General features: G+C 57.0%; 18 protein-coding genes and 1 pseudogene. 6 read left to right on the plus strand and 13 right to left on the minus strand.

Annotated elements, in window-relative coordinates; all coding sequences use genetic code 11:
- Positions 1–58 precede the first annotated feature (58 nt).
- Both O77CONTIG1_RS19215 and crtA read right to left on the minus strand, forming a co-directional pair.
- On the minus strand, positions 59–763 hold the full coding sequence (locus tag O77CONTIG1_RS19215; protein ID WP_068513939.1) for a cyanoexosortase A system-associated protein: 705 nt from the start codon (positions 761–763) through the stop codon (positions 59–61).
- Positions 764–802: 39 nt separating this feature from the next.
- Complete coding sequence (gene crtA / locus O77CONTIG1_RS19220) at positions 803–1,720, minus strand: cyanoexosortase A (RefSeq protein ID WP_084782850.1); 918 nt, start codon at positions 1,718–1,720, stop codon at positions 803–805.
- 615 nt (positions 1,721–2,335) lie between these two features.
- Here crtA and O77CONTIG1_RS19225 point away from each other — a divergent pair.
- Positions 2,336–3,148: a WecB/TagA/CpsF family glycosyltransferase gene (locus tag O77CONTIG1_RS19225; protein WP_068513942.1), complete on the plus strand. Its 813-nt coding sequence runs from the start codon at positions 2,336–2,338 to the stop codon at positions 3,146–3,148.
- Between the two features lie 134 nt (positions 3,149–3,282).
- Here O77CONTIG1_RS19225 and tsaB read toward each other — a convergent pair whose 3' ends face one another.
- The 3 genes from tsaB to O77CONTIG1_RS19240 all read right to left on the minus strand — a co-directional run bounded on the left by tsaB (position 3,283) and on the right by O77CONTIG1_RS19240 (position 5,944).
- Entirely contained in the window at positions 3,283–3,921 is a 639-nt protein-coding gene (tsaB, locus tag O77CONTIG1_RS19230) for a tRNA (adenosine(37)-N6)-threonylcarbamoyltransferase complex dimerization subunit type 1 TsaB (protein WP_068513945.1), read from the minus strand.
- Between the two features lie 23 nt (positions 3,922–3,944).
- On the minus strand, positions 3,945–5,240 hold the full coding sequence (locus O77CONTIG1_RS19235) for a serpin family protein (protein ID WP_068513950.1): 1,296 nt from the start codon (positions 5,238–5,240) through the stop codon (positions 3,945–3,947).
- A 272-nt stretch (positions 5,241–5,512) separates the two neighbouring features.
- Positions 5,513–5,944: a DUF4279 domain-containing protein gene (locus O77CONTIG1_RS19240; RefSeq protein ID WP_068513953.1), complete on the minus strand. Its 432-nt coding sequence runs from the start codon at positions 5,942–5,944 to the stop codon at positions 5,513–5,515.
- 514 nt (positions 5,945–6,458) lie between these two features.
- Here O77CONTIG1_RS19240 and O77CONTIG1_RS26395 point away from each other — a divergent pair.
- Positions 6,459–7,440, plus strand: a pseudogene (locus O77CONTIG1_RS26395) (ISAs1 family transposase).
- A gap of 71 nt (positions 7,441–7,511) precedes the next feature.
- Here O77CONTIG1_RS26395 and trpD read toward each other — a convergent pair.
- Complete coding sequence (trpD, locus tag O77CONTIG1_RS19260; RefSeq protein WP_068513963.1) at positions 7,512–8,630, minus strand: anthranilate phosphoribosyltransferase; 1,119 nt, start codon at positions 8,628–8,630, stop codon at positions 7,512–7,514.
- Positions 8,631–9,048: 418 nt separating this feature from the next.
- On the opposite strand from trpD, the gene aspS reads away from it, so the two are divergent.
- Positions 9,049–10,836: an aspartate--tRNA ligase gene (gene aspS, locus O77CONTIG1_RS19265; RefSeq protein WP_068513966.1), complete on the plus strand. Its 1,788-nt coding sequence runs from the start codon at positions 9,049–9,051 to the stop codon at positions 10,834–10,836.
- A gap of 61 nt (positions 10,837–10,897) precedes the next feature.
- Here the strand turns inward: aspS and O77CONTIG1_RS19270 are convergent, their stop codons facing one another.
- Positions 10,898–14,176: an AAA family ATPase gene (locus O77CONTIG1_RS19270; protein WP_068513968.1), complete on the minus strand. Its 3,279-nt coding sequence runs from the start codon at positions 14,174–14,176 to the stop codon at positions 10,898–10,900.
- Positions 14,177–14,846: 670 nt separating this feature from the next.
- On the opposite strand from O77CONTIG1_RS19270, the gene O77CONTIG1_RS19275 reads away from it, so the two are divergent.
- Positions 14,847–15,302, plus strand: coding sequence for a Fur family transcriptional regulator (locus tag O77CONTIG1_RS19275; protein WP_068513971.1), 456 nt, complete (start codon positions 14,847–14,849; stop codon positions 15,300–15,302).
- Between the two features lie 181 nt (positions 15,303–15,483).
- Here O77CONTIG1_RS19275 and O77CONTIG1_RS19280 read toward each other — a convergent pair whose 3' ends face one another.
- Positions 15,484–16,434 carry an aldo/keto reductase gene (locus O77CONTIG1_RS19280; RefSeq protein ID WP_286132420.1) on the minus strand — a complete coding sequence of 317 codons (951 nt, stop codon included), beginning with the start codon at positions 16,432–16,434 and terminating at the stop codon, positions 15,484–15,486.
- Between the two features lie 575 nt (positions 16,435–17,009).
- Between O77CONTIG1_RS19280 and O77CONTIG1_RS19285 the strand changes: the two genes are divergently transcribed.
- Both O77CONTIG1_RS19285 and O77CONTIG1_RS19290 read left to right on the plus strand, forming a co-directional pair.
- Positions 17,010–18,197 carry a glycosyltransferase family 4 protein gene (locus O77CONTIG1_RS19285; protein ID WP_068513976.1) on the plus strand — a complete coding sequence of 396 codons (1,188 nt, stop codon included), beginning with the start codon at positions 17,010–17,012 and terminating at the stop codon, positions 18,195–18,197.
- Between the two features lie 100 nt (positions 18,198–18,297).
- Positions 18,298–19,773, plus strand: a complete 1,476-nt coding sequence (locus O77CONTIG1_RS19290) for a phospholipase D-like domain-containing protein (protein WP_068513980.1) — start codon at positions 18,298–18,300, stop codon at positions 19,771–19,773.
- 44 nt (positions 19,774–19,817) lie between these two features.
- On the opposite strand, the gene nusA is transcribed toward O77CONTIG1_RS19290, so the two are convergent.
- The 5 genes from nusA to O77CONTIG1_RS19315 all read right to left on the minus strand — a co-directional run bounded on the left by nusA (position 19,818) and on the right by O77CONTIG1_RS19315 (position 25,183).
- Positions 19,818–21,407, minus strand: coding sequence for a transcription termination factor NusA (gene nusA / locus O77CONTIG1_RS19295; RefSeq protein WP_084782851.1), 1,590 nt, complete (start codon positions 21,405–21,407; stop codon positions 19,818–19,820).
- Positions 21,408–21,551: 144 nt separating this feature from the next.
- The gene (gene rimP, locus O77CONTIG1_RS19300; protein ID WP_068513985.1) at positions 21,552–22,016 is read right to left on the minus strand and encodes a ribosome maturation factor RimP; all 465 of its coding nucleotides are present in this window, start codon (positions 22,014–22,016) and stop codon (positions 21,552–21,554) included.
- Positions 22,017–22,339: 323 nt separating this feature from the next.
- Positions 22,340–23,605, minus strand: a complete 1,266-nt coding sequence (locus O77CONTIG1_RS19305; protein WP_068513988.1) for a metallophosphoesterase family protein — start codon at positions 23,603–23,605, stop codon at positions 22,340–22,342.
- Positions 23,606–23,619: 14 nt separating this feature from the next.
- Positions 23,620–24,612 carry a phosphate ABC transporter substrate-binding protein gene (locus O77CONTIG1_RS19310; protein ID WP_068513991.1) on the minus strand — a complete coding sequence of 331 codons (993 nt, stop codon included), beginning with the start codon at positions 24,610–24,612 and terminating at the stop codon, positions 23,620–23,622.
- Between the two features lie 223 nt (positions 24,613–24,835).
- A complete protein-coding gene (locus tag O77CONTIG1_RS19315; protein ID WP_317134144.1) occupies positions 24,836–25,183 on the minus strand; it encodes a DUF6439 family protein in 348 nt (115 codons plus the stop codon).
- Positions 25,184–25,273 lie beyond the last annotated feature (90 nt).

The raw sequence follows: 25,273 nt of genomic DNA on the forward strand, positions 1-25,273 counted from the left end.
AATGGGGTGAAAAAAAGGGAGCCAAGGAGCGTCTCGCAGACTTCAGGAAACGGGAAACTTAGGGAGTCGGAAACTGGGGTTGCCACCATGCCTGCCAGTCTTTCCAGGCGGCTTTGAGCTGCGGATAGACCTGATCTGCCGGGGTGTTTTGGAGTGGGGCAGACATCACCGTCCACAGACAGCGCCCATCTCGCAGCGTCTCTCGACCCAGCAGGACGGGCAGGGCCCGCTCTGGGCGCAAGTCGAGGGCGTAACGGTTTTGCATAAACTGCGCCTCGGTGACGGTGCTGGAGCCGCGAGGATTGATGCAACTGGTGAGATGGGCGTGGGTTTCATCGGCGTAGATGCTGTAGAATCCGCCTGATTCGTCTTGCTGAATGGTTGTGGGAAACGCAACCGTTGGGGTGGATTTGCCATACTTCAGCAATAAATTGCGGACGCTGGGGTCGGTGTTGACCAGGTATCGGATTTCTACTGTGAGAGCGCGATCGCCCTTCGTATAGTCGTATCGCTTGCCCGACACCATCTCTGCCTGCGCCTTTTCGGGAATCGGCAGCGCTGTTGCCGACTGAGCCTGCCAGCCAGGAAGGGGCACCTGCTCCGGGAAGTCAAATTCGGCCTTCGTCTGCTCAGCGGTCGGGGGAAACAGGAGCAAGCGCCCCAGTACCAGCACCACGCCCCCCAAGGTCAATGCCAGCAGCGACAGGCGAGTATATTTCGCAACTAAGTTTTCGGCTGAGTTTGCAGATAAGTTTGCAGTCATGAACGTGCTATCACGAAAGGAACTATGGCTCTTGCCCACTCAAGCGGCTCGTCCTGCGGATGATCCCAGAAACAGTTCGTCCTCCGTTGAATCGTCACCGACCTCCGCTAAGGCCGTCCAGCATTCAGCAGCCTCCTGCCAGCGCAGCAGCAGCCAGCACACGCCGCCAAAAATCAGCACAGCAATCATGGAAAAGATGAGCGACCCGGTGCCTTCATGCCAGTATTCAAACGCCTCTGGCTGAGAAGATGCGACCAGATAGGCCATCAAAGACACCCGCACCCCGTTGACCCCAAAAGCGATCAACACCGCCAGCGCAACTGCCAGTCCGCGACGCAGCCAGTTCAAAGGGAACATCACCACAAACAAACCCGCTAGCGACAGCAGGTAAGTAATGCCCTCAATGCCAGAACAGCCAGGATAGACCTCGACTGACCCGGTGGGCAGGTGAATATTGACTCCATCGCGAACTACTTCAAACCCGCCATACCAGAGCAGAGCGGTCGAAAATTTCGCCGTCCACAGCGTCGGGTCAAACAGCGGCGGAATAAACACCTTGGGCGCACCCAGACAAAACAGCAGCAACAGTTCTTGTCGATATTGCCCCAATCCGCGAAAACCAGAGGATAGGAGGGCTAATCCTAAACCAGCCGTGAGCGGAGCTAGCAGCAAAAACGCCTCGCCCGGAGTTGCCAAACTCCGCAACAGCACGAACACAATCAGCATGGCTCCAAGCACGCTTGCGAGAATGCTGCTATCAAAGCGCAGTGTATGCTGGCGATCGCCCAACAGCGAGGCCAGCGCCGCAAAAAACAGAATGCTGCTGCCCAGCAAATCGACGTTATCAGCCCGCCAAACCAGCGTCAGGTGAATTGCAGCCAGCCCAGCGGCGATCGCCACCAGCCAGAACCGAAACTCGGTGACTGATCTGAAGTTCAAAGACGAAAACGTTTTCATACAAACTGTTAGAGGAGGTTCAAATCTGGTTTGCGAGGGTTCGCATTCAAACTTTGAACCGTACAACGCTAGTGTGCCCAGGTGCGATCGCTTCCTAACAGACGCAATATTTTGCGGCAATGAGCGCAGTCCATAGGCGGAAAAATCTCATTCGATGTGCCTAAATTTCCCTATCGGGCGATCGCAAAAGTGATGATAACGAGTACACAAACCGAACAGACTGGTGAAAAATACGGTCACTAAGGGGGCGATGATTTCGCAGATTGGATTTGCGCCTTGGTTTCAAAAGATCAGCCCTTCCTGCAACCTGAAAGTCCATCAAAAGAAGACTTTTGGCCCTTTTTACTGGCCAATGGACTACTCGCTGTGTAGGTGATTTTTTCAGGCAAAGTATTTAACTCATTAAAACCACACAAAACCCATACAATATCAAGACAAAAGCGCCGCAGCCCGCCCCCTTAGAGGGCGGAAACTCGTACGTAATCTCCCTCTGTTTACCCGGCTTTTGCGGATGTTATTACCGAATGTAGATGGTCATTGACTCTGCGAACAAACCGCCTGGTTTGGATTTCGGATGACTATCGAGCAAAAGACCTCAGGAATGGAGCGTGCTGGATGGACAGCGTTAAGATTCTGAACGTGCAAATTGATAACCTGTCAACACAGGAACTACTGGAAAAGCTAACCAGCGGCGTTGTTTATACTCCCAACGTGGATCACTTGGTCAAACTGCAAAGAGACTCGTCCTTCTTCAAGGTCTATAATGACGCAGACTACCGGGTTTGCGACAGCAAGATCTTAATGTACGTGTCTCGCTTCCTGGGGTCGCCCATCCGCGAAAAAATTTCGGGGTCTGACCTGTTCCCTGCTTTTTACGAGTATCACAAGGACAACCCAGACATTCGTATTTTCCTGCTGGGGGCCAAAGAGGGCGTTGCAGCAGCGGCCCAGAAGCGCATCAATGCAAAAGTCGGGCGGGAAATCGTGGTTGCGACCCATTCGCCGTCCTTCGGGTTTGAAAAGGACGAAGCCGAGTGCGATCGCATCCTGGAAATGATTCGAGAGTCGGGCGCAACCGTCTTGGCTGTGGGGTTGGGCGCACCGAAGCAGGAGTTGTTCATTCACAAGTACAAAGACCAACTGCCCAATGTCAAAATCTTCCTGGCCATTGGCGCAACGATCGACTTTGAGGCAGGAAACGTCAAGCGATCGCCCAAGTGGATCAGTGAGGCAGGGCTGGAATGGCTCTATCGCCTCATGGCCGAACCCAAGCGGCTGTGGCGGCGCTACCTGGTCGAAGATCCGCTGTTTTTCTGGCTGGTGCTGCTGCAAAAGCTGAATGTTTACACCAACCCGCTCCGGAGCAGCGCCAGCGACCTCGACCGCATCGACTACGGCACGCCCCGCGAGGCTCTGGCGGCTGAATAGGTTCCAGGTTTGTAGAATTGCTGAATCCAGCGAAAACGAGGAGAGGGAGTGCGGGAGCTAAGCTGCGGCATTCCCTTTTTGTGCTTTTGCACTTTGTGCCTCTGCTGCGCTCTGCGCTGTACTGACTTTTGCCCCTATTTCACCGGGTGCTGTCCGTAAAAAGGCAGCGCGGCCGACCAGTGGGGGCGATCGCCCCGTTGCCAGTCTGCATGGGCCAGGGCGAGCAGGTCTGCGGCGGTGTGAGCGCGATCGCCATTTGCGTCGATGGGTTGCCAGGGAAAGGTCCAGGAGTCGAGGAGCGATCGCCAGTCCGTTTCCGTCAGCACGGCATCAGGATACACGGGGACAAGCTGGTGGGTCTGCGGCTGGGTGCGATAAATTGCGCCAAACACTTCGCCGCGCTGGGCGGATAGCTGCACTGCCAGGTCGATTGTAGAATCTGTAGAATCATCAGGCATCTGGGCAGCGGCGGCATGGGCGACGGCCGCCAGCGAGGAAATGGCAAACAGCGGAATCTCCAACTGCTGCGCCAGCGTTCGTGCCGTCACCATGCCAATGCGCGTCCCCGTGAAGCCACCCGGCCCCCGCGCCACCGCCAGAAAGTCCAGATCTGCCCAGGTCTGCGGCGGCAAAAACGCCATCAGGCAGTCGTGCAGATGCGTAGACAGGGCCCGCCCCAACTCCCAGGTCTGCTGGCGCTGCACGTCGGCAAAGTTACTGAGTGCCAGACCCAGATTCGGACTGCTGGTGTGGAGGGCGAGGGCGGTGGGCATGGGGGTTTACAGACCAGCTAACTTTAGCTACCAGGGTTGACGACAGTACCCATAAACAGGATGCTGCCTGTCTGATTATCCTGGATAGCGTAGAAGAAGGGGCGATCAACCACCATCTGGAAGGGTGGATCGATGGGGGCGGAAGTGACCCCGATGCTGATGCCCGTGCTGCCTGCGGCTTCGGTGCCCTGCTCGTTGACCTCGATGAAGGTCTTATGCTGCACGCGGTTGATGAAGGCCTGCGCGTCGATCATGGCGGAGAAGTCGGCCTGGTCTGGGTCGAAGGCGATCGCCATGCCCAGCGACTTGAGCGCGTCGTTCAGCCCCACGCTAAATTCCGTGTTGAACCGGGGCAGCTTGACCATGCCCTCGCGGCGGCGAAACTGGGTATTCCAGGTCTGCCAGTTTTCGATGGTGAGGGTTTGCAGGAACGCCTCCAGGCTGGTGGACTGCTTGGGCAAAAACACGACCATGCTAAAGCGGCGGTTGCCGTAGGGCAGATTAACTGCCTGGAACTGGTCGGTTTCGGCGTAGACAAACTGCCCCGACTGCGACATCAGCGGATGATTGAGGCGATCGCCATTGGGCAGATAGAAGGGCTGCGTCTGCGTCATTGACGGGTTGAAGGGCGCACTCCAGGTGCCTTTGAAATAGATGGCGTTGACCAAAAACAGCACATCCTCTGGATTGAGCCGATCGACGATGGTGGGAATTTTGCCTTCAGTGCTGCGGCTAACCCAGTCGTTGATTATGCTGGGCGCATTGGGTTGGGAAAAGTCCAGGCTGGAGACTTCGGCATTATAGAACTCACGGTTCTTTGCCAAAAAGTCGGGCTGAAAATTGATCCCCTCCCGGCTCCAGAGGGAATTGGCGATCGCCAGCTTGACTTTTGGATCAGCACTTTCCAGCAGCGCCTCCAGTGCCGCATTGCCCTGGTTCACGTCGTCCAGGCTCAGCCCCTCAAGCTGGAGCGCTTCGGCGATCGCCCGCTGGGTGTCGCCGCTGGCCCCGTTGTAAACCATCGACAGGGCGATCGCCACGCTTGACGGCGAAATCAGCACATTTTCACCCGGCGACTGGGCCGCCACTTCCGAAAACAGCTTGAAGCCAAAGCGGGTATTCGCCGCCACCAAACGCGCATCCACGGGTTGCTCCGTCACATCAGGGTTTTGGGAAATGGGGGATTCGGGCACCGACGGGATGGACGGCACGGGCGACGAATCGCCAGCGCGAGACTGATTCGCAGCACAACTCAACAACCCAACAACGAGCAGGCTGCCCGCCAGCGCGGTGCCAATGGTCAACAGTGAGCGACGCATGTCTTGATTCTCCTTCAAATCAGCGGATGGGAATACTCCGCTGCAAAAACTTTCCACTTCTTTAGAATGGCAGCCGCCCCCTCGAAGTTTCCGCTGGTTTCGGTTTTTGCTACACAATGTTGGGTCACAGTTGACTAGGCGCGGGCGCAGTGGCAAACAGCCTGGGCAAAAAAACTGGCTTGCGAAAACAGCGTTTCGCAGCCAGCCCAGTATCCCAAACTTTGCGTGGTGATGGACGTATGGATAGATGTGTTGCCTAACCCAGTCTTTCCTCAGCGGCCGCTGCGAACCAGCACTTCATAGCCACAGTCCAATTCTAGATCGGCAATTTTCTGCATTTGCTGGGGCGACATGACCGGGCCGCTGTGCCCGTCCACCGATTCCCAAAAACAAAATAGATCTGTCCGTGCGCCCATCTTCTGTAGCTCTCTTAGCGCCTCAGACCGGGGCGCAAGCTGCTGCAAAATCCAGTCGATGTGATGGCGAGCATCGTTGGAATCGACTGCATCTTTGGACGACAGAAACCAACCGTTGAGCGAAGCAATGTGGGCTGGCTTGCCCGGATGTCGCAGTTTGCCCTGCCACTGGCACAGGGTCGGCTCAATGCCAAGGCGCTGGGTGACCTCGGTGGGGTCTAAATCGCCAGGATAAATCCGTAAAATTGCGTAGGTTCGCTTACAGGGGGCAGGAGGAACAGCGTGCATAGAGGAGGCTCAGAATTGTCGAGGTTAGGCTGAAGGTCAGACTGCATCGTAGATGTCCCTGAAGAATGCCGAGAATCGTTGCAAAAAAACGCAGGGGCTATATCTTTAATATTCTGCTAGATCTCTCCGTATTATTGCGGGGAAACGGGCGATCGCCATCAAATCGCAACAAAATAGTTAAGAATTCGTAAAGAGGCGATCGCCTTTCCCGCCTGCTCTCACCGATTTGCCCCGATGCCTGCCCATAGCGGAGGCTCCAGCGCGATCGCGCTAGGGGTTCAGAAAAATGGAAAAGTGAAGAACGAAAAACGAATGCAGAAGGTCTACAACCCGGAGCGCACTGGTAGGGTTGATTCTCTACCCGGAAGAATACAGATTGGAAGAGATGAGATCAAGGCGAAGAGATGGGAGTAGAGGCATTAATTGAACAATTAGAAACGATTCCAGATTGGCGCGGGGACGGAAAGTCCAATATCCCCTGTGGTTGATGCTGTTGATGACCTTGTTGGGTGTCATGAGCGGGTATAGCAGCCTCAGAGGGCTAGAAGACTTCATGAAGCGTCACCAGCAGGAGGTCGCTGAATTATTCGACTTAGCGAAAGCGAAACTCCCCAGTTACTCCACCTTGCGGGATATGACTCTGCATGTGGATGCCCTCAAGGTTACTGAAATATTCATGCGATGGGCGAACCAAGCATTGCCGACAGAACCAGGGGAGGTGATATCGCTGGATGGCAAAGCGTTAGCTAGTACCCTGAAGGACTGCTATGGCGAGCAGCAAGATTTTGTCACCGTCGTGAGTGCCTGTGTGCAACGGTGGGATGTGGTGATTGGGCAAGTGAGCTTCCATAATGGCGAAAGCAGTGAGATTGTAAGCGTTAGACACTTGCTGCAACAGCTTGATGTCAAAGGCGTGTGGGTGACCTTGGATGCGTTGCACACCCAAAAAAACGGTTTGTGAGATTATCGACGTTGGCAATCATTACTGCATTGGACTCAAAGCCAATCAACGCAAGTTGCTGGAGCAGGCACAGCAGTGCGCTCAAACTCAAGTTCCTCTGAGTTCTCACGAGTTCCTCGATACCTCTCATGGTCGGGTTGTGACTCGTCGGGTTCGAGTCTTTGCTGCTCCCCCAGAGCTATCCCAAGATTGGCAAGCGTTAGCGGCATTTGTCTGCGTTGAGCGTTCGGGAGTCCGTCAGCGACAGCCTTTTAAGCGACAGTCCTGGTTTATCATCTCTCAAGTCATAGACGCTCAACAGCTGAGTGGGATGATTCAAGCCCATCGGGGCACAACAGAAAACAAATTACATTGGGTTAAAGATGTCGTGCAGGGTGAAGATGCTTCCTGGATTCGCGCTGCTAACCCTGCAACGCTGATGGCACTGTTGCGCTCCTGGGCAATTTCTTTGTTTCGTAAAGCTGGCTATTCCTCCATTACAAAAGCCATTCGCTTGTTCCAGCATGATTTGCCGACTCTGATTTCTTTTATCTAGAGAATCAGCCCTAGGAGCGCACTGGGGGTTGTGCCAAGGGTATAGAGACGTGGCTCCAGACCGCGAAATCTCTACCCTTTCAAAAAGTCTACTAGTGCCTCGACCTTGGCCCAGGCGGCCCCACTGCTGAGAATGTCTTTTGCTTGCACGATCCCTAGCCGCAGCGTCTGATCTAGGTCGTCGGTTGCACCTGCGATGGCGTTGCCTACCTTTAGCGCCAGGGCTGCGTTTAGCGCCACCACATCCTGCTGTGCCGCAGTGCCTTTGCCCTGAAGCACGTTCCGCAAAATTTCTAGATTCTCCGCCACCTCGCCGCCGCGCAGGGCGCTGGTGGGCGCAGGCGACAGGCCCAGCGCTTCGGGGTTGATGGCGTGCGATCGCACTTTGCCACCCGACAGCACCGCCACATCCGTCCAGTCTGCCAGCCCCGCCTCGTCCAGCTTTTCGCGCCCATGCAGCACGATCGCCTCTGCCCGCCCAAGCTGCTGCAACGCCTGCGCCGCCGTTTCCACCAACTGCGGGCTAAACACACCCATCACCTGACCCGTCGGCTGAAGCGGGTTCACCAGCGGCCCCAGCAGGTTGAACACGGTTCGTACCTTCAGCGTTTTGCGAATCGGCGCGACGGACTTCATCGCCGGATGCCAGCCAGGAGCAAATAGAAACGTAATGCCCACCTCGCGCAGCGCCGCCCGAATTCGCTCCGGCGGTGCGCCCAGGTTTACGCCCAGCCCTTCCAGCACGTCCGCAGAACCCACCCGACTGGAAGCCGCCCGATTGCCATGCTTCGCCACTGCCACACCCGCCGCCGCTGCCACAAACGCCACGCAAGTCGAAATATTGAACGTAGACGCGCCATCGCCGCCCGTACCGCAGGTGTCGATCAGCGGGGTCGGCAAATCTGCATCCACCGTCTTGCCGAGGGACTGTGCCTGAAGCACCCGCGCCATGCCTGCCAGTTCGTCCGCCGACACCCCCTTTGCCTGGATTGCCGCCAGGATTGCCCCGGACAGCGCGGGCGCAATGGATTCTGATAGCCAGCCCTGCATCAGGTCTGCGGCCTGATCCGCGTCGAGCGATCGCCCGTCAAGCAGTTGTTGCAGCAGGGGCGACCAGTCGCGGTCTGGGGCCGAGGGACTCGCGGAAGCGGCGGTTGTGCTGGTCGAGGAGGGGGATGCAGCGTTGCTCATAAGTATCGTTCGGCAGTTGTCTTTGTGCAAACTAGATTACTCTACACCGTCACCCCAGGGGCGATCGCTCTACTGTGTCTGCTTATTTATCACCGTCAAGCTTCCAGCGAGTTGAGCAATTTCAGAAACCAATTAATGCCAATCCCGTGGCACTGGCTAACCACCGCTGGGTGAAAAATCACCTCAACCCTGAAGAATGTGAAGCGACAAGTTTCAACTCAGGCGAGGTTTAGAACCCGTACTACTCTTATCCCTCCCAGGCAAAACTGGGCATGAGGGCATTTCAAAACCATCGTCAATAGCAGCCCGAATGCAGGATAATGAATAGGTTTTAGTCGGGATATTCCGCACGATCTTTCCCGGACTGCCCGACAACGCTGCAACCCTGATTCATCTATTCCTCTAAATCCTGACTTCCATGCGTACTCATTACTGCGGTCACCTGCGAGCAACTCACGTTGGAGACACTGTTACCCTTTGCGGCTGGGTCGATCGCAGACGAGATCATGGCGGCGTGATTTTTGTCGATTTGCGCGATCGCACGGGCATCGCCCAGATCGTCAGCGACCCAGAGCGCACGCCCGCGTCTTACGAACTAGCCGACAGCCTGCGAAACGAGTATGTGGTAAAGATCACGGGTCGCGTCACCCAGCGCCCGCCGGAATCGCTCAACCCCAAGCTGGCCACGGGCGAAGTCGAAATCTACGCCGACCAGATTGAAATTCTCAGCGCCGTGCGGAAGCAGTTGCCTTTCCAGGTGTCCACTGCCGAGCAAGAACCCGTGCGCGAAGACCTGCGGCTGAAATATCGCTATCTGGATCTGCGGCGCGAGCGGATGAGCCGCAACCTGCAACTGCGCCATGCGCTTATCAAAACCTTCCGCCGCTTTTTGGAAGACGAAGCCCACTTTATGGAAGTGGAAACGCCCGTGCTGACTCGCTCCACCCCGGAGGGAGCGCGGGACTACCTGGTGCCCAGCCGCGTCAATCCGGGCGAGTTTTTCGCGCTGCCCCAGTCGCCGCAGTTGTTCAAGCAAATTCTGATGGTGGCAGGGTGCGATCGCTACTATCAAATTGCCCGCTGCTTTCGCGACGAGGATCTCCGCGCCGACCGCCAGCCCGAATTCACCCAATTGGACATGGAGATGAGCTTCATGACCCAGGACGAAATTCTGTCGCTGAACGAAGAAATGGTCTGCAAAGTCTTCAAAACCCTGAAGGGTATCGACATTCCGCGCCCCTTCCCGCGCCTCACCTACGCCGAGGCAATGGGCCGCTACGGCAGCGACAAGCCCGACACTCGCTTTGGGCTGGAGCTTGTAGACGTGTCGGACGTGGTGCAGGATATGGGCTTCAAGGTCTTTGCCGATGCAGTAAGCAAGGGCGGCATTGTGAAAATCTTGCCGATTCCCGGTGGCAATGATGCGATTTCCAACGTCCGCATCAAGCCCGGTGGAGACCTGTTTAACGAGGCTACGACGATGGGCGCGAAGGGCTTGGCCTTCATCCGCGTTGGCGAAGATGGCGAAATCACAACGATCGGTGCCATCAAAGACAACCTCACCGAGGAGAAAAAAACGGAAATTCTCCAGCGGACAGACGCGAAACCCGGACACCTGCTGCTATTCGGCGCGGGCGACACCGACACTGTGAACAAAACGCTCGACCGCCTGCGGCAGGTCATTGGCAGAGAACTGGGGCTGATCGACCCGGACAAGATTAATCTGCTGTGGGTCGTGGATTTTCCCATGTTTGAGTGGAACGCTGAAGAAAAGCGCCTCGATCCGCTGCACCACCCCTTCACCGCGCCCCATCCCGACGACCTGAGCGACCTGAAAACTGCCCGCGCCCAGGCCTATGACCTGGTTTACAACGGCTTCGAGGTGGCAGGGGGCAGCCTGCGGATTTATCAGCCGGACTTGCAGCAGCAAGTGTTTGAGCTAATCGGCATTGGGCCCGACGAAGCCCGTGAAAAGTTTGGCTTTTTGCTAGAAGCCTTTGAATACGGCACGCCGCCGCACGGGGGCATCGCCTACGGGATTGACCGCTGGGCCATGCTGCTGTCGGGCGAAGAGTCGATCCGCGATGCGATCGCCTTCCCCAAAACCCAGCAGGCCCGCTGCCTGATGACCAATGCGCCTTCCCCAGTAGACGACAAGCAGCTTAAGGAACTGTCAATTGCAAGTACCCACAAGCCCAAAAGTTAGAAACTTGGGAGAAATTAGAAATTTGGGAGAAATTTGGGTGCATCTCGCTGAAATGGTCAACCTAAAACACCAGACTGAGGGTTGAACCCTGTTCGGTCTTGGTCACCTCAATATGGGTCTGGAAGGCTTCCTTGAAGCGGGGCATGTGGGTAACGGTGAGGATGCAGGCAAAATCGGGGGCGATCGCCTGAATCGCGGCAATCAGGCGATCGCAGCCCGCGTCGTCCTGCGTGCCAAAGCCTTCATCCACGATCAGCATTTGCATCGCCGTGCCCGACCGCTGCGACAATAGCCGCGCCAGCGCCAGCCGGATCGAGAAATTCACCCGGAAGGCTTCGCCGCCGGAATAGGTTTCGTAGGGGCGCGTGCCGTTGGCATCGGCAATCAGGATATCCAGCGTGTCGATCAGGCCTTGGGGACTGGTGGATTTCCCCTTCCGGCGGGCCCGCTGCGTCACAAACCGAATATGCAGTTGATGATTGCTCAGCCGTCCTAGAATCTGGTTTGCCTCTGCCTCTAGCTGCGGCAGCACATTTTCGATCATTAATGCCTGGATGCCGTTTTTTCCAAAGGCTTGCGCTAGCTCGTGATAGACCTGGCGCTGGCGCTGGAGGTTGCGCTGCTGAATCAGCAAATCTGCCTGCTGCTGCTCTAGGGCTGCAAGTTGCTGAATCTGCTGCTCCAGCCGTCCCAAATTGGCCAGCCCCGCATCCAACTGGGTGCGCCGCTGCTGTATCTGCTGTTCTAGGGTGGCGATCGCCCCTGCGGGGTCAGGCGTGGCTTCGATTTGCTGCACCAGCATTCGGACGTCTGCGGCGAGATGGTCTAACAAGTGCGATCGCTCTGTCAGCCGCGCTGCCAAATCCTTCACCTGCTGCTGCACCTGGGGATATTGCTGCTGCGCCTGCTGAAGCTCCTGATAACGCAACTGCCACACCTGCGCCAGCCGCAGCGCATTTCGCAGCGTGGTGTGGCGCTTCAGGTTATAGGCGATCGCCTCGATTTGCTGCTCCAAGTCGCGAATCTGCCGCTGCAACACCGACTGGTTCAGCAATTCCGCCCGCTGCTGTTCTACGGTTGCCAGTTGCGCCTCCAACTCTGGCTGCTGAGCGAGTAGCTGCTGGAGCCGCTTTTGCGCCTGCTTTAGCTCCGCGTGTTTGATCTCTGCCCAGCGCCAGCGATCGACCTCGCCCCGCGCCAAGGCATGGTCGCGATCATCATATTGAAGCTGCGCCAGGGTTTCATCCAGCAGGCGCAACTCTTCGTGCAGGTCGGGAGCATAGTCGCCTGTTTGGAGCGATCGCCCCAGATCTGCCTCCTCCTGCGCCAACTGTTGCAGCCGCGCCTCGACGGTCGCCCTGTCCTGCACCTGCTGCTGAAGCTGGCCTTGCAGTTGCAAAACATCGCTATAGTCTGCCAGTTCCTTTTCTAGATCGCGATATTCCTGGCGCAACACCTGAATTTCGCGCTCCGAAACGGCAAGCTGTTCTCGAATCACCCAAAGCTGATCATAAAGCTCCTGCTTTTCGGCGTGATGCCGCTCCATCACCACCGCCCAATGATGCTCATCCAGCGGGCGATCGCACAGGGGACACGGGGGAAAACTGCTCTGGGAACCTGGCTGCTCCTGGCTATGAACCATTAACGCTGCATCCGGTAGCACCTTGAGCGTCGTTTGCTTTGTCTTTCCGCGACGTTTTCGGATTCCCGCCGAATCAGCACGCTCTGCCTCTAGAAAATCAGAAGAGAGTTCTGGAGATTGTGTCGAAGATTGTTCAGACGCTCGTTCAGAGGCCCGTTCCAAAGAAGTCCGATGCGGCTCTAGAGAAGAGGCAGGCTGGGCGATCGCACCAGGCATCTGCTGCTGAAGCAACGCCATTTTATTGTCCAGCCCCGCCACCTGCGCCTCTAGTTCGCGCTGACGTTCCTGGAGCCGTTCCATAAAGGTACGCCGCTCCATACCTTTCTCGCGCAATTCTTGCTGATAGCGACGGCGATTTTCCAAATACGCGCTCCGTTCCATGATCGCGGTTAGCGCTTGACAAGCCTGAGCCTGCTGACCCTGCTGCTGAAGAAGCTGTTGACGGGTCGTTTGATATTCTTCTAAACGGGCCTGGAGCCGTGCCTGGGCGCGATCCAGCGTCGCACGAATCTGCTGCTGGCGCTGCATCAGGGGGGCAGCCTGGGACTGAAGCTGGTCTAGCTGCACCAGCCGCTCTCGCGCCGTTCGCAAGTTTTCTAGAGCAGTGTCGAGGTCAGGCGCTTTTGCCAGAGTGTGCTGCAACTCCTGGATTTGCTGCTGGAGGGTGTCGCGCTGTGCCTGGAGGCGCGAGTGCTGATCCTGCAATGCAGCAAGCTGGGTGCTAAGCTGCTGCTGGAGTTGGTCGCGCTGGGCGATCGCCGCTTGGTGAGCATGAAACTTGGCAGACTGAATCTCTTCCTCAGTTTGCAGGCTGTGAAACTCGGTGTAGCCTGCGGTGATTTCGTCTGCCTTTGAGAGGATCGCTTCGAGCGATCGCAACTGCTGCTGGGCTGCTGCCAAATCCTGCTGGAGTCGCTGGCCGTCTTGCCGCAACCGCTGCTCTTGCTGCTGGTGCGATTGCAACTGCTGAGTCCAGGCGCGGCGCTGCTGCTGCACGGCTTGCAGTTGGTGCAGTGCATCGGTATCGCTGGTCTGATCCCGCTGCCAGGTGTCGATTTGCGCCCTCAGCGCTTCGCACTCCGCCGATAAAGACGCGCCTGCTTCTAGCTGTTGTGCAAGGGTTTCTAGCGATCGCTCCAGCACGTCTAGCTCTGCTTTGGCCAGGCGCGATCGCTCTCGGGCGGTTTCCGCCGCCTCGTCATACTGATCCAGCTTTAGCAAGTCAGCGAGAATCTGCTTGCGCTCGCCCGGCCGCTTCAGCATGAATTCGTCTGCCCGCCCCTGCCGCAGATAGGCTGAGTTGACAAAGGTTTCATAATCTAGCCGCAGGTGTTGCAAAATCAACTGCTGCGTCGCCCGCACTCCCCGTTCCGTCAGCGGACGAAACCCCGTCGGCGTTTCGATCTGAAGCTCCAGGCTGCTGGTCTGCCCGCGGACTCGCGTCCGCAGCACTCGATAGGTCTGCTGGCGACAGCCAAACGTAAACTCTACCTGGGCTTCGGTTTCGCCCTGGTGAATCACGTCGTCTTCGTGAGTTACGCGGCTTTCACCCCAGATTGCCCAGGCGATCGCCTCTAGTAGCGAAGATTTGCCCGCGCCGTTTTGCCCGCACACACACGCCACATGCAGCCCCCGAAAGTCGAGCGCCGCCTGCCGATAGCTGAGGAAATTTTTGAGTTTTAATTGCAGCGGAATCATGAACCCACGCCCAGCCCTGATCCCAGTGTAGCAGTACGGGCGATCGCAAGTACAGATGCTCAGAAGGATAGGGACTCGTGCTATGTCATAGCTATGACTTAGGTTGGTAGTCAGCGCTTTAGCGCTGAAGCGCTGACTACGAGCCAAGGCATCACCCTAAAACCAAATCATAACACTGCACTAGGCAAGTCTAGGTTTAAGCCTGCCAAATCCCAAAACTGCCGGTCTCTAATCGGTTTTTGAAAGATACCGTCTTGCAATACCAGCGTGGGCAGCATTGGAAAATCTCTGACTTGGGATAGTCGCGGCGATCGCCCTTTTTCCTCAAAACTCTGCCCCTGTGGACAGTCTTGACAGTTTTAAGTTAAAGTTGTAGTGAGTTTGCATAAGAGGTTGGAGCCTGCTGAAAGCTTCACTACCCAGACGTTCCTTGCCCAAGGAGTCAGCCCAGGTTAATGAGAATTGCATGGCGATTGGTCTCCTAGGGTAAGCTTCCCAGTCATGTCCTTGGTCAGCCTCTCAGTATGAGAGGTATCAACAGCGACTCAAATCTCTGGACTAGAATTAGAGCTAAGGACGGATCAAATCATTTATTCATCTCAAGTCATCTATTCATCACCTGTCAACGCCATCTTTATAATCCGCTGCTTGAAGCTGCCACGTCGAGACTATGAATCCTGAAACTGCTGACCGCAAACCCATTCGCTCGCTAGAAGACGCTCTCAATCGCTGTCAGCTTTTGGGAATGCGCCTCAGCAAGCAGCGCCGCTTCATTTTGGAGTTGCTCTGGCAGCAGCAGGAACACCTCTCGGCCCGCGAAATCTACGATCGTCTCAATCAGCAGGGCAAAGACATTGGCCACACCTCCGTCTACCAAAACCTAGAAGCACTGTCTGAGCAGGGCATCATCGAATGCGTCGAGCGCTCCGACGGACGACTCTACGGCAACATCAGCGATCCCCATAGCCATGTGAACTGTTTGGATACCAACCAAATTCTAGATGTTCATGTTGACCTGCCTAGCGACTTGATCGAGCAGATCGAGCAGCAGACCGGCGTGAAAATTACAGGCTATTCCATCGACTTTTTTGGCTATAGGCAGCCACCGCAGGAGTCGGCGGAATGATGGGGTGAGGGAGGATAGTAAAATAGTACGGTGAGGGAATCTAGTGCTACGTCACAGCTAGAACTTAGGTTGGTAGTAAGCGCTTTAGCGCTGAAGCGCTTACTACGAGCCAAGGCATCACCTTAAACTAAACCATGACACCGCACTAGAGGCATCCCTGCGACATTCCACCGCACGACGACTACTCCCAAGCCTGGGCGATCGCCCCTTGTTCTTCCTCACTCAGCATCCAGCCCAACGCTCCGGCATTTTGGGCGGCTTGGCTGGCATTCTTTGCACCCGGAATCGGCACCACATTGCCCTGAGCAATCAGCCAGTTGAGCGCCACCTGCGCCGGAGTGCGGTCATATTTCTGCCCAATCTCCTTTAGCAAGCCCACCTTTGGCGCAAGTTTTTCCAGCCCTTCTCGGCTAAAGCGCGGGTCAAGTCTGCGGGCCCCTTGGGGTGGCGTGTAGGTTTCGGGTGTATATTTTCCCGTCAACAACCCCTGCGCCAAAGGGCTATAGGCCAGAATCGTCACGCCCAGTTGCCGCGCTGCGTCCATGATGCCATTGCGCTCAATCTGCCGCGCCAGCAGGGAATATTGCACCTGGTTTACCGCTAGGGACACGCCGCGCTGCGCTAGCAGGTCAAACGCCCGCTGCATCTGCTCAGCGGAGTAGTTGCTCACGCCGACAGACTTGATGCGACCCTGCTGCACCTCATCGGCCAGGGCATTCATCAGCGTTGGCTGCCCCATCAAAAAGTCGAAGGGCCAGTGAACCTGATACAAGTCCACCGTGGGCACTTGGAGCCGCTTGAGGCTGGCAGTCAGGGCATCAGCCACTGCACTTCCCCAAATTCGCCAGGGCAGAGGAAAGTATTTCGTTGCCAAAATCACGGGCTGCTGGAGTTCCTTTGCAAAGCGCCCAATCAGCCGCTCGGATTCGCCCAGTCCATAAATTTCAGCCGTATCAAAGAAGTTTACACCAGCCTCGACCGCAGTTTTGAAGGCATCGCGCAGGGCCGCTTCGTCATAGTCACTGCCGTAGCCCCAGTAGAGCTTGTCGCCCCAGGCCCAGGTGCCAATACCGAGGGCAGGAACCGTGGGGCCGCTAGGGCCGAGGGTGAGGGTTTGCATTACGTGGGTCATGGGTTCAGGTCATTTCAGAATGCGGTTTGCAGGCATGAACTGGGGCTGGGCAGCGTAAACAGCCTAACCGTTCGTAGTGGTGACTTCAGTCACCCGATTCCGTTCGTAGTGGTGACTTCAGTCACCCGATTCCGTTCGTAGTAGTGACTTCAGTCACCCGATTCCGTTCGTAGTGGTGACTTCAGTCACCCGATTCCGTTCGTAGTAGTGACTTCAGTCACCCGATTCCGTTCGTAGTGGTGACTTCAGTCACCCGATTCCGTTCGTAGTGGTGACTTCAGTCACCCGATTCACAACTAGCTCCTTGGAAGCGGGCTTAGGAGGCAGACTCAAGTCTGCACTACCAACTAGGGGCAGAACTTCCGCCTCAGAATACTAGAGGCAGTATTCGGGGGCAATCCTGCAAGCCCAGTGTCTCCCGTTATCTTGAGTGTATCGTTACATTTCGCAACTTTGGGGCATTGGGATTTGAACGGAGTCGAGCATTTGTAAATGGACTTAACATTTGAGCGAGTGAGCGGGGTTAAGCTGTGTAAAATTGGTGGAACTTACGCGATGAGGATTGGGACGGGACGATGAAAATCCTGGTTCTGGCATGGGAGTTTCCGCCGCGCATCGTGGGAGGAATCGCTCGCCATGTCTCGGAACTATTTCCCGAAATTGTGAAGCTGGGGCATGAGGTTCACCTGCTGACGGTGGAGTTTGGGCAAGCGCCCCACTACGAGGTCGTGGAAGGGGTGCGGGTGCATCGCGTTCCGGTGATAGGGGGGCACGACTTTTTTCACTGGGTGGTGAATATGAACGAGAGCATGGGTCGCCACGGCGGTAAACTGCTCTCGGAAGACGGCCCTTTCGATCTGATTCATGCCCACGACTGGCTGGTGGGCGACGCGGCGATCGCCCTCAAACATGCCTTCCACATTCCCCTGATCGCCACCATCCACGCCACAGAAGCGGGCCGCCACAACGGGCTGCACAACCCCACCCACCACTACATCGCAGGCAAGGAAAAACTGCTGACCCATGAAGCCTGGCGGCTAATCGTCTGCACACAATACATGCAGCGAGAAGTGGAGCGCGTGCTGCATTGCCCCTGGGACAAGACCGATGTCGTGTTCAACGGCATTCGCCCGGAGAAAAAGCCCGCCCGCGACGAGTTTGACTGGCAGACCTTCCGCCGCCGCTATGCCACCGATGACGAGCGAATTGTTTACTACGTCGGGCGCATGACCCACGAAAAAGGGGTTCATATTCTGCTCAGCGCGGCCCCCAAAGTGATTTGGGAAATGAACGGCAATGCCAAGATCATCCTCATCGGCACGGGCTACACTGACCATTTAAAACGGCAGGCGTGGGATTTGGGCATCTGGCACAAGTGTTATTTCACTGGGTTTATGTCTGATGCCGACCTGAACCAATTTCAGGCGATCGCCGACTGCGCCGTATTTCCCAGCCTCTACGAACCCTTTGGCATTGTCGTGCTGGAGAGTTTCGCTGCCCGCGTGCCCGTCGTGGTGTCCGACACGGGCGGTTTGCCGGAAGTGGTGCAGCACCGCAAAACGGGCATCGTTACTCAAACCAACAACCCGGATTCCCTGGCCTGGGGCATTTTGGAAGTGTTGCGCCATCCCGAAGAATCCAAAGTGCTGGTGGAAAACGCCTACATCGACCTGGTGCAGCGCTTCCGCTGGGAAGACCTGGCCGCCCAAACCGAAGCCATCTATCGCCGCGTCGTCCGCGAGCGCAAAACCGTTCAGTGGTAAGCGTTAGCCGCTGTTGCTTGTCGGGAAAATTAGGGTTAGGGGGGTTAGGGGGTTAGAGGTCAGTCCCGAACCCCGCCTGACACCTTTCAGGGGCATCTCGATGACACGATCCAAAAAGCGCAAGCGCTGGCTGCTGCTGCTTCCGGCGGGGCTGCTGCTGGTGGCGGGGCTGAGCCTGTGGCGGCGGGGCGCAGCGCAGCCCCCACTGCTGGAGCCATTGCCCCAAGATCCGTTGATTCAGGTCTATTTCAACCAGTCGCAGGCGGCGCGTTATCGAGAGCCGTATCGGGGCCTAGAGCGGCTAGGCGATGACCTGGAGCAGGTGATTGTGGACGGCATTCTCTCGGCGCGGCGATCGCTCGATGTGGCGGTGCAGGAACTGCGGCTGCCGCGCATTGCCGAAGCGCTAGTGCAGCAGCATCGGGCCGGCGTGCGGGTGCGGGTGATTGTGGAAAACAACTATCGGCGGCCGCTGAGCCAAGTGTCGGGCGCAGAAACGGGGCGGATGACGGAGCGCGATCGCACTCGCTACGAAGAGGCGCTGCGGTTGATGGATGAAAATGGGGACGGCCGCGTTTCGCCGCAGGAGGCGGCTCGGCGCGATGCCCTGGTGATGCTGGAAACGGCCGGAGTGCCGCTGATCGACGACACGGCGGATGGCTCGAAGGGCAGTGGGCTAATGCATCACAAGTTTGTCGTGGTGGATGGTCAGGTGGTAATCGTCGGGTCGGCAAACTTCACGACTTCAGACATTCACGGCGACTTTGGCGCACCAGACAGCCGGGGCAACCCCAACCATCTGCTGCGGATTCAAAACATCGCGCTGGCACAGATTTTCACCGACGAATTTAACCTGATGTGGGGCGACGGGCCGGGCGGCCGACCCGATGGCCGCTTTGGGCTACAGAAACCCGCGCGATCGCCTCGTTCTGCCCTGCTTGCGCCCACCTCGCGGGTGACAGTACAGTTTTCGCCTACCTCGCCTACCCAGCCCTGGCAGATCAGCGTCAACGGGCTAATTGGGCGGGCGCTGTCGGCTTCGCAGCGACAGGTCGATCTGGCGCTGTTCGTCTTTTCCGACCAAAACCTGGGCAGTGCGCTGGAGACTCAACACCAAAAAGGCGTGCAGGTGCGGGCACTGATCGATCCCGGTTTTGCCTTTCGCTATTACAGTGAGGGGCTGGACATGATGGGCGTGGCGCTGCCCGATGCTCAATGCCGGATCGAGAAGGGGAATAAAACTTGGGAGAGGGCGATCGCCACCGTGGGCATTCCCACCCTGCCAGAGGGCGACCTGCTGCACCACAAGTTTGCCGTCATCGACCAGCAGCGGGTGATCACTGGCTCTCAAAACTGGAGCGCCGCCGCCAACCACAACAACGACGAAAACCTGCTGGTGATCGACAACGCCACCGTCGCAGCCCACTTTCAGCGCGAGTTTGAGCGGCTGTACGCTATGGCGGAACTCGGTATTCCTGGCTGGCTTCGGCAAAAAGCACAGCAGGAGCAGACCCGCTGTGGGCTTGCTCCTGCGAGTGCTAGACATCGCTCTGAAGAAGATTTAGATGCGGAATAGAAGCGGAATCAAAGCAATCTCTCAGAGACAGGCGTTAGACCCGATCAGGCTTTGTCGTCCTCTTCATCCAAGTCCTCTTCGTCCAAGTCCTCTTCGTCCAAGTCCTCTTCATCCAAGTCCTCTTCGTCCAAGTCCTCTTCATCCAAGTCCTCTTCATCCAAGTCGTCGTCTAAGTCTTCTTCGTCCAGTTCTGCTGCAAGGTCAGCTTCATCCTCTGCTACCGCATCGTCTTCTAGCTCATCTTCGGCCAGAGCAGTAGGTTTGTCGTCGGCTAGCTCGTCTACTGCGTCTTCATCTGCGGGGGCATCGGTTTCTGGGTCTGCTGTGGGGGCGATCGCCGCTTCCGTCTTCACGGCCTCTTCGACCTCTAGCGCTTCGTCATCGTCTTCTTCGTCATACTCTTCCTCTAGCGCTTCCTCTTCTGCCCGTTTGGCCGCGGCGGCTTCCTCTGCCAAACGGCGCTGTTCTGCCAGTTCAGCAATCTTCTGGTTTTCGGCCTCGTAGTCATACTTCGCCGTGTCCTTGATGTCGATCTTCCAGCCCGTCAGCCGCGCTGCCAGTCGCACGTTCTGCCCTTCCTTGCCAATCGCCAGACTCAGCTGATCTTCAGGAACCAGCACATGGGCTTGACGGCTTTCGGGATCAACCAAGCGCACCTCATCCACCCGCGCCGGACTCAGCGCATTGGCAATGTACGTTGCAGGGTCAGGTGACCAGCGAATCACATCAATCTTTTCGCCGCGCAGCTCGTTCACCACCGCCTGAATTCGCGAGCCGCGTGCGCCGATGCAGGCTCCCACCGGGTCTACGTCGCGCTCCAGGGTATCCACAGCAATTTTGGTGCGCGGGCCGACGGAACGCGACGGCGGATTGGCTTCCCGCGCCACCGCCACAATCCGCACGATCTCGTCCTCGATTTCCGGCACTTCGTTGGCAAACAGGTCTACCACCAGCCCTGCATCGGCTCGCGATACCAAAAGCTGTGGCCCGCGATGCGACCCTTCCGACACGCGCTTCAGCAGCACCTTAAATACAGCGCCGCTTTTATAGTTATCGTTGGGCAGTTGGTCGCGCTTGAGCAACTCGGCTTCTACTTCGGGCTGCCCAAAGCCACTGCTTACCGTCATAATGACTGACTGCCGTTCAAAGCGCTGCACTCGCGCCTGCAAGACTTCTCCCTCAAGTTCTTGAAATTCTTCCTGAACCAGCTTGCGCTGCTGATCGCGCAGCTTTTGCGCCAAGACCTGTTTTGTCTGGATCGCCGCCATCCGCCCAAACTCGTTTTGGTCTGGTGTCACGTCCAGCACCACGGTATCGCCCAGTTGCGCTTCTGGAGCCACTTCCTGCACTTCCTCCAGGGCAATCTGGTGGTCGGGGTTGTCCACGGTTTCCACGATCGCCTTGGTAGCCAGTACTCGAAACCCTTCGTCTTCGATGTCTAGCTCCACCTCAAAGTTGTTGAAATATTCTTCATCGAAAATCGAGGTATCGGGTCGGTGCGTCCGGCGATAGCGCTCGTAGCCCTTTAACAGCGCTTCCCGCAGCGCCGCCTGCACTGCGTGTTTCGGCAGGTTGCGCTCGCGGCTGATGCCGTCAATCATTTCTTGTAAACCGGGCAGGGTAACCATGGACATGATTCAGTTCTCCGTAGGTATTAAGTTTTGGAAGTTTGGGTATTGGAGGGTTATTGGGGGTGTTGGCGTAACCAGCGGTTCGAGTTTTCGTATGCGTTACGTACAAAAAATCGACCTTACAAAATCGACCTTACAGAACAGCCGTTATCCCCGCTTCTCATCTAGCTGCACCTTGCTGACCAGATCGCGGGGAATGGCGATCGCCCGTCCCTTTTGGCTCAGGTGAATTGCGTCGTCGTCTCGCTTGATGAGTTGACCGTTCCAGGTAGTACGTCCCTCGTAGGGGGCACTGGTAGACACGATCACCGCAAAGCCTTTGAAGGAGATAAACTCCCGGTCGGTAGTGAGCGATCGCGAGATACCCGGACTCGACACCTCCAGCACATAGGCATCGGGAATCAGGTTTGCCTCATCTAGCACTGCCTCCAGCGCATGGCTCATGCGTTCGCAGTCCTCCAGCCCTGTGTCTTGCTCCAGGTTGCGGATATCGATCCGCAGCACGGGCGGGTTTTGGTTGGTGTGAAACACGGCTCCGACCACTTCTAGCCCTAGCGGTTCTGCGACTGGCGAGGCCAGGGCGAGAATGTCGGGGATGAGTGGGTGTGCCATAGGAAAGAGCAGAGGAAGAGGGAAAAGGGAAGATGGAAAAGGGAAGGGGAAGAGAAAGGGAGATTTTCGTTCTTCGTTCTTGTTTCTTCGTTCTTTATGGGGAACTGGGGTTTTGGAGTTTGGCCTTGTCCCCTGACTTTTGAATTCCTAAGGAACTCAAAACGAACATAAAAAAAGCGGGTGCGGAACCCACTTCTGACAACGTTGCGTCCTGAAGCCGATGCAGGACGTAACGCCTTCATCATGCTGCTAGTGTAGCGCAATTCAGAAATTAGCAGCAGACTTCGTTACCTAGCGCAAAGTCCTTGCCCCACGCGGCATTGCTACGCTGCACAGGCTTGCTCACCGAGTCGAGTGATGCAAAGTGATTTTTCGGCAGCCGTTAGCTCCTGCAATTTCACGTCGCGTCGCAGCAGCAGACCATTGTGGCCGACCAAGAAGCGGGGCAGGCTCTCCGGTTTCAAGACTTGAAATGTTTCCATGTCGTAGGTGGTGTAGGTCGTCTTTTCGGCGTTGTTAAAGTTGATGTCCACAACCGTCAGGGTTTTGCGGGGCGGCAGGTTGTGGTCAATGTACACGCGACCACCTGACCCCAACAAGCCGGAGTAGAGCAGTTGCAACTTGCCCCGGTGGGCGGGGTAGTAGGCGTGGTGGTGGCCGCTGATGTAGGTGTGGACGTTGTATTTTTCCAGGAGCGATCGCAGTAGGTCGGCATTATCCAGCACTTCGCCCGGTTTGTCGCGGCCCTGGGCGATGCCATACAGCGGCAGATGCCCCAATACGATTCTTAACTGGGCAGACTGAGCCGCTTCGCTAGAAAGCGCCTGCTCGGCCCATTGCAGGGTTTCAGGCAGAATCTTGCTGCCAGAGCCGTCCCACACCAGGAAAAACACGTCGCCCTTCTCGCTGTGGGTGGTAAAGCTGTAGGAGAAGGGATAGTCAGCGCGATCGCCAAATTTCAAGCCCGGATTGTGGGCCGGGTTTTGCCAATATTTCGCCGCCGCGTCGCGCTCTCGCTGAAACCGGAAGCCGCCTGCGCCCTGCGCGTTGGACGCATCGTGGTTGCCCAGCGTAAAGCCGAAGGGCACGCCAAAGCGCCGCAGCGGAGCCGCTACGTGCTGATCAAACGCTTGCCACATGGCGGGAAACGCCTCGTCGGGCAGCGTCGCCTTTTGCCCGGCGATCATGTCGCCGCCGCACAGCACCAGATCCGGCCGCCAGAAAGGAACGAGGGCGATCGCCCGATCCACCTCCTTGGAATAACTGGTTGAGCCGTAGGACTCATTCAGATCGCTGATCACCACCAGCCGCACATCGCCACGGGGCGGATTGGGAAAATTGGGCAGCCCGTCCAGTACGGCCTGGGTTTCCACCGGCAGTTCCGGCGTGTCGGCTGGCGCGGTCGAGGTCGCAGGCGGCGACACCCGCAGCGCACTGGGGACTTGCGTCGCAGGGGATTGCCTGGCCTGGGGCACCCTGGGCTGACAGGCAGACAGCCCCAGCGCCAACCCCAACCCCAACAGAGCCAGTAGCCCCCAGCGGATGGATAAGGTTCTCCAGCTTACGCCGCGCCAAAATCTCAGGTTCATCGCTTAGTTGGAGATTATTGCAATGGAATAAAGCCAGTCTGCTGCACGATTTGCTGCCCTGAAGACGATAGCGCCATGTCTATAAATTGCTTCACTGCTGGGCTGGTCTGCCGCCTGGTCGCTAGAAAAATAATCCGGCTAATTGGATAGGTGCCGCTCCGCACTGCTGCTGCATCCGTCGGCTGCACCCCGTCAATCGGCACAATCCGCACCGTCTGCTGATTCACCACCTGCTGCACGGTGCTGTAGCCGATGCCATTGTTGCCCAGCGCCCGCAGCATTGGCGTGGTTTCGTCGCGGGGCAGCGTGGTGAAATTGGGCCCATCCGGCGCAAAGCTACCGCCCAGCAGCACTACGTCTTTGAAAAAGCTCTGAGTCCCGCTATCGCTAGCGCGGTTGATCACCTTAATTGGCGCATTGGGGCCACCCACCTCCGACCAATTGGTGATTTGCCCCTGATAAATCCGCTTGAGCTGATCCAGCGTTAGCCCGCCCGTGTAGGGATTATCTCTGCCCACCACAATTGCCAGCGCATCGCGGGCGATCGGCACGCCGACCATGCCTGCTTGCACTTCTGTTGCCGTCAGGGGGCGAGAACTCGCCGCCATTGCCACTGTGCCATTAGCAAGATTTTGGAGGCCTGCATTGGTGCCGTTGGGTCGCCCGTCGGGCACGCCATAGGTCGTGGGCAAGCCCGGATTGACCTGGGCATAGGCAAGCTGGAGACGCTTCATCAGCGATACCATCGTCACGCTGCCGTCGATCGCCAGCACTGAGGGGTCGGGCAAGGATGTATCCAGGCTAACCGAATTGCCCGCAGCAGGCGGCGCAACAGAGGGAGTGGGGGCAGATGGATCGGGAGCGTCGGGACTGGCGGCAATGGGTGCATCATTGCTGCCGCTGTTCACAAACTGCTTTCCAAAAAACCAAAGCCCGCCGCCGATCAGCCCGACTGTAACCAATAGGGCGACCAAGAGTGCCGCAGTGTCATTTTTCCCTTGAGACATAGATTGAAGGGATGAAGGATGAGGGATGAATTCAGAGTGTGGCTGATGCAGGGTTTTGAGCTGATTTTGAGCTGCGACCGAGACTATTGAATTCTTAACGTGAATTCTCAAAACGGGCGATCGCCTCCAGTTTACTCAACGAACTCCCCAACTGAACACGTCAATGCATCACAGCGACACCCATCAAAATTCTGAATCTCTTCTCTTCGTCTCCTCATTTCCCTTAGCGTCCATGCGTTGGGCAGGGCGGCGCAGAAATCGACCGATCCAACCAGCCCGAAGCCTGCTGCAAGCGGGACAGCGCTTCTTCTGGCTGATCTTTTAGCAAATAAACCAGGGCGATCGCCGCCTGTTCCAGTGCCCTGGCTTTGCGGTTTGCCTTGAGGCGATGCCAGTCATTGGGGGCGATCGCCAGCCGTTGCAAAAGCGCCTGCGCTAGTTCCAGATCGCTGAACTGAGCCAAGTCGCGGGTTGCAGGAGAGCGCATCGGCTCATTGATTAGCGGCTCGCCTGGATGCGGCGGCTCTAGAGTTTTTTTTGTAGCGGTCTCAGTCTTCCCAGAATCAGACATCGCAAGTTTCCTAAACGCTCTATCTTCAGCCTAACTGCTTTGCGGCCGCAAGACAGCGCAACTGGAACTGGCCGGCTTTGCCAAAACTCA

Source organism: Leptolyngbya sp. O-77 (genome assembly GCF_001548395.1).
Taxonomy (GTDB): domain Bacteria; phylum Cyanobacteriota; class Cyanobacteriia; order Elainellales; family Elainellaceae; genus Thermoleptolyngbya.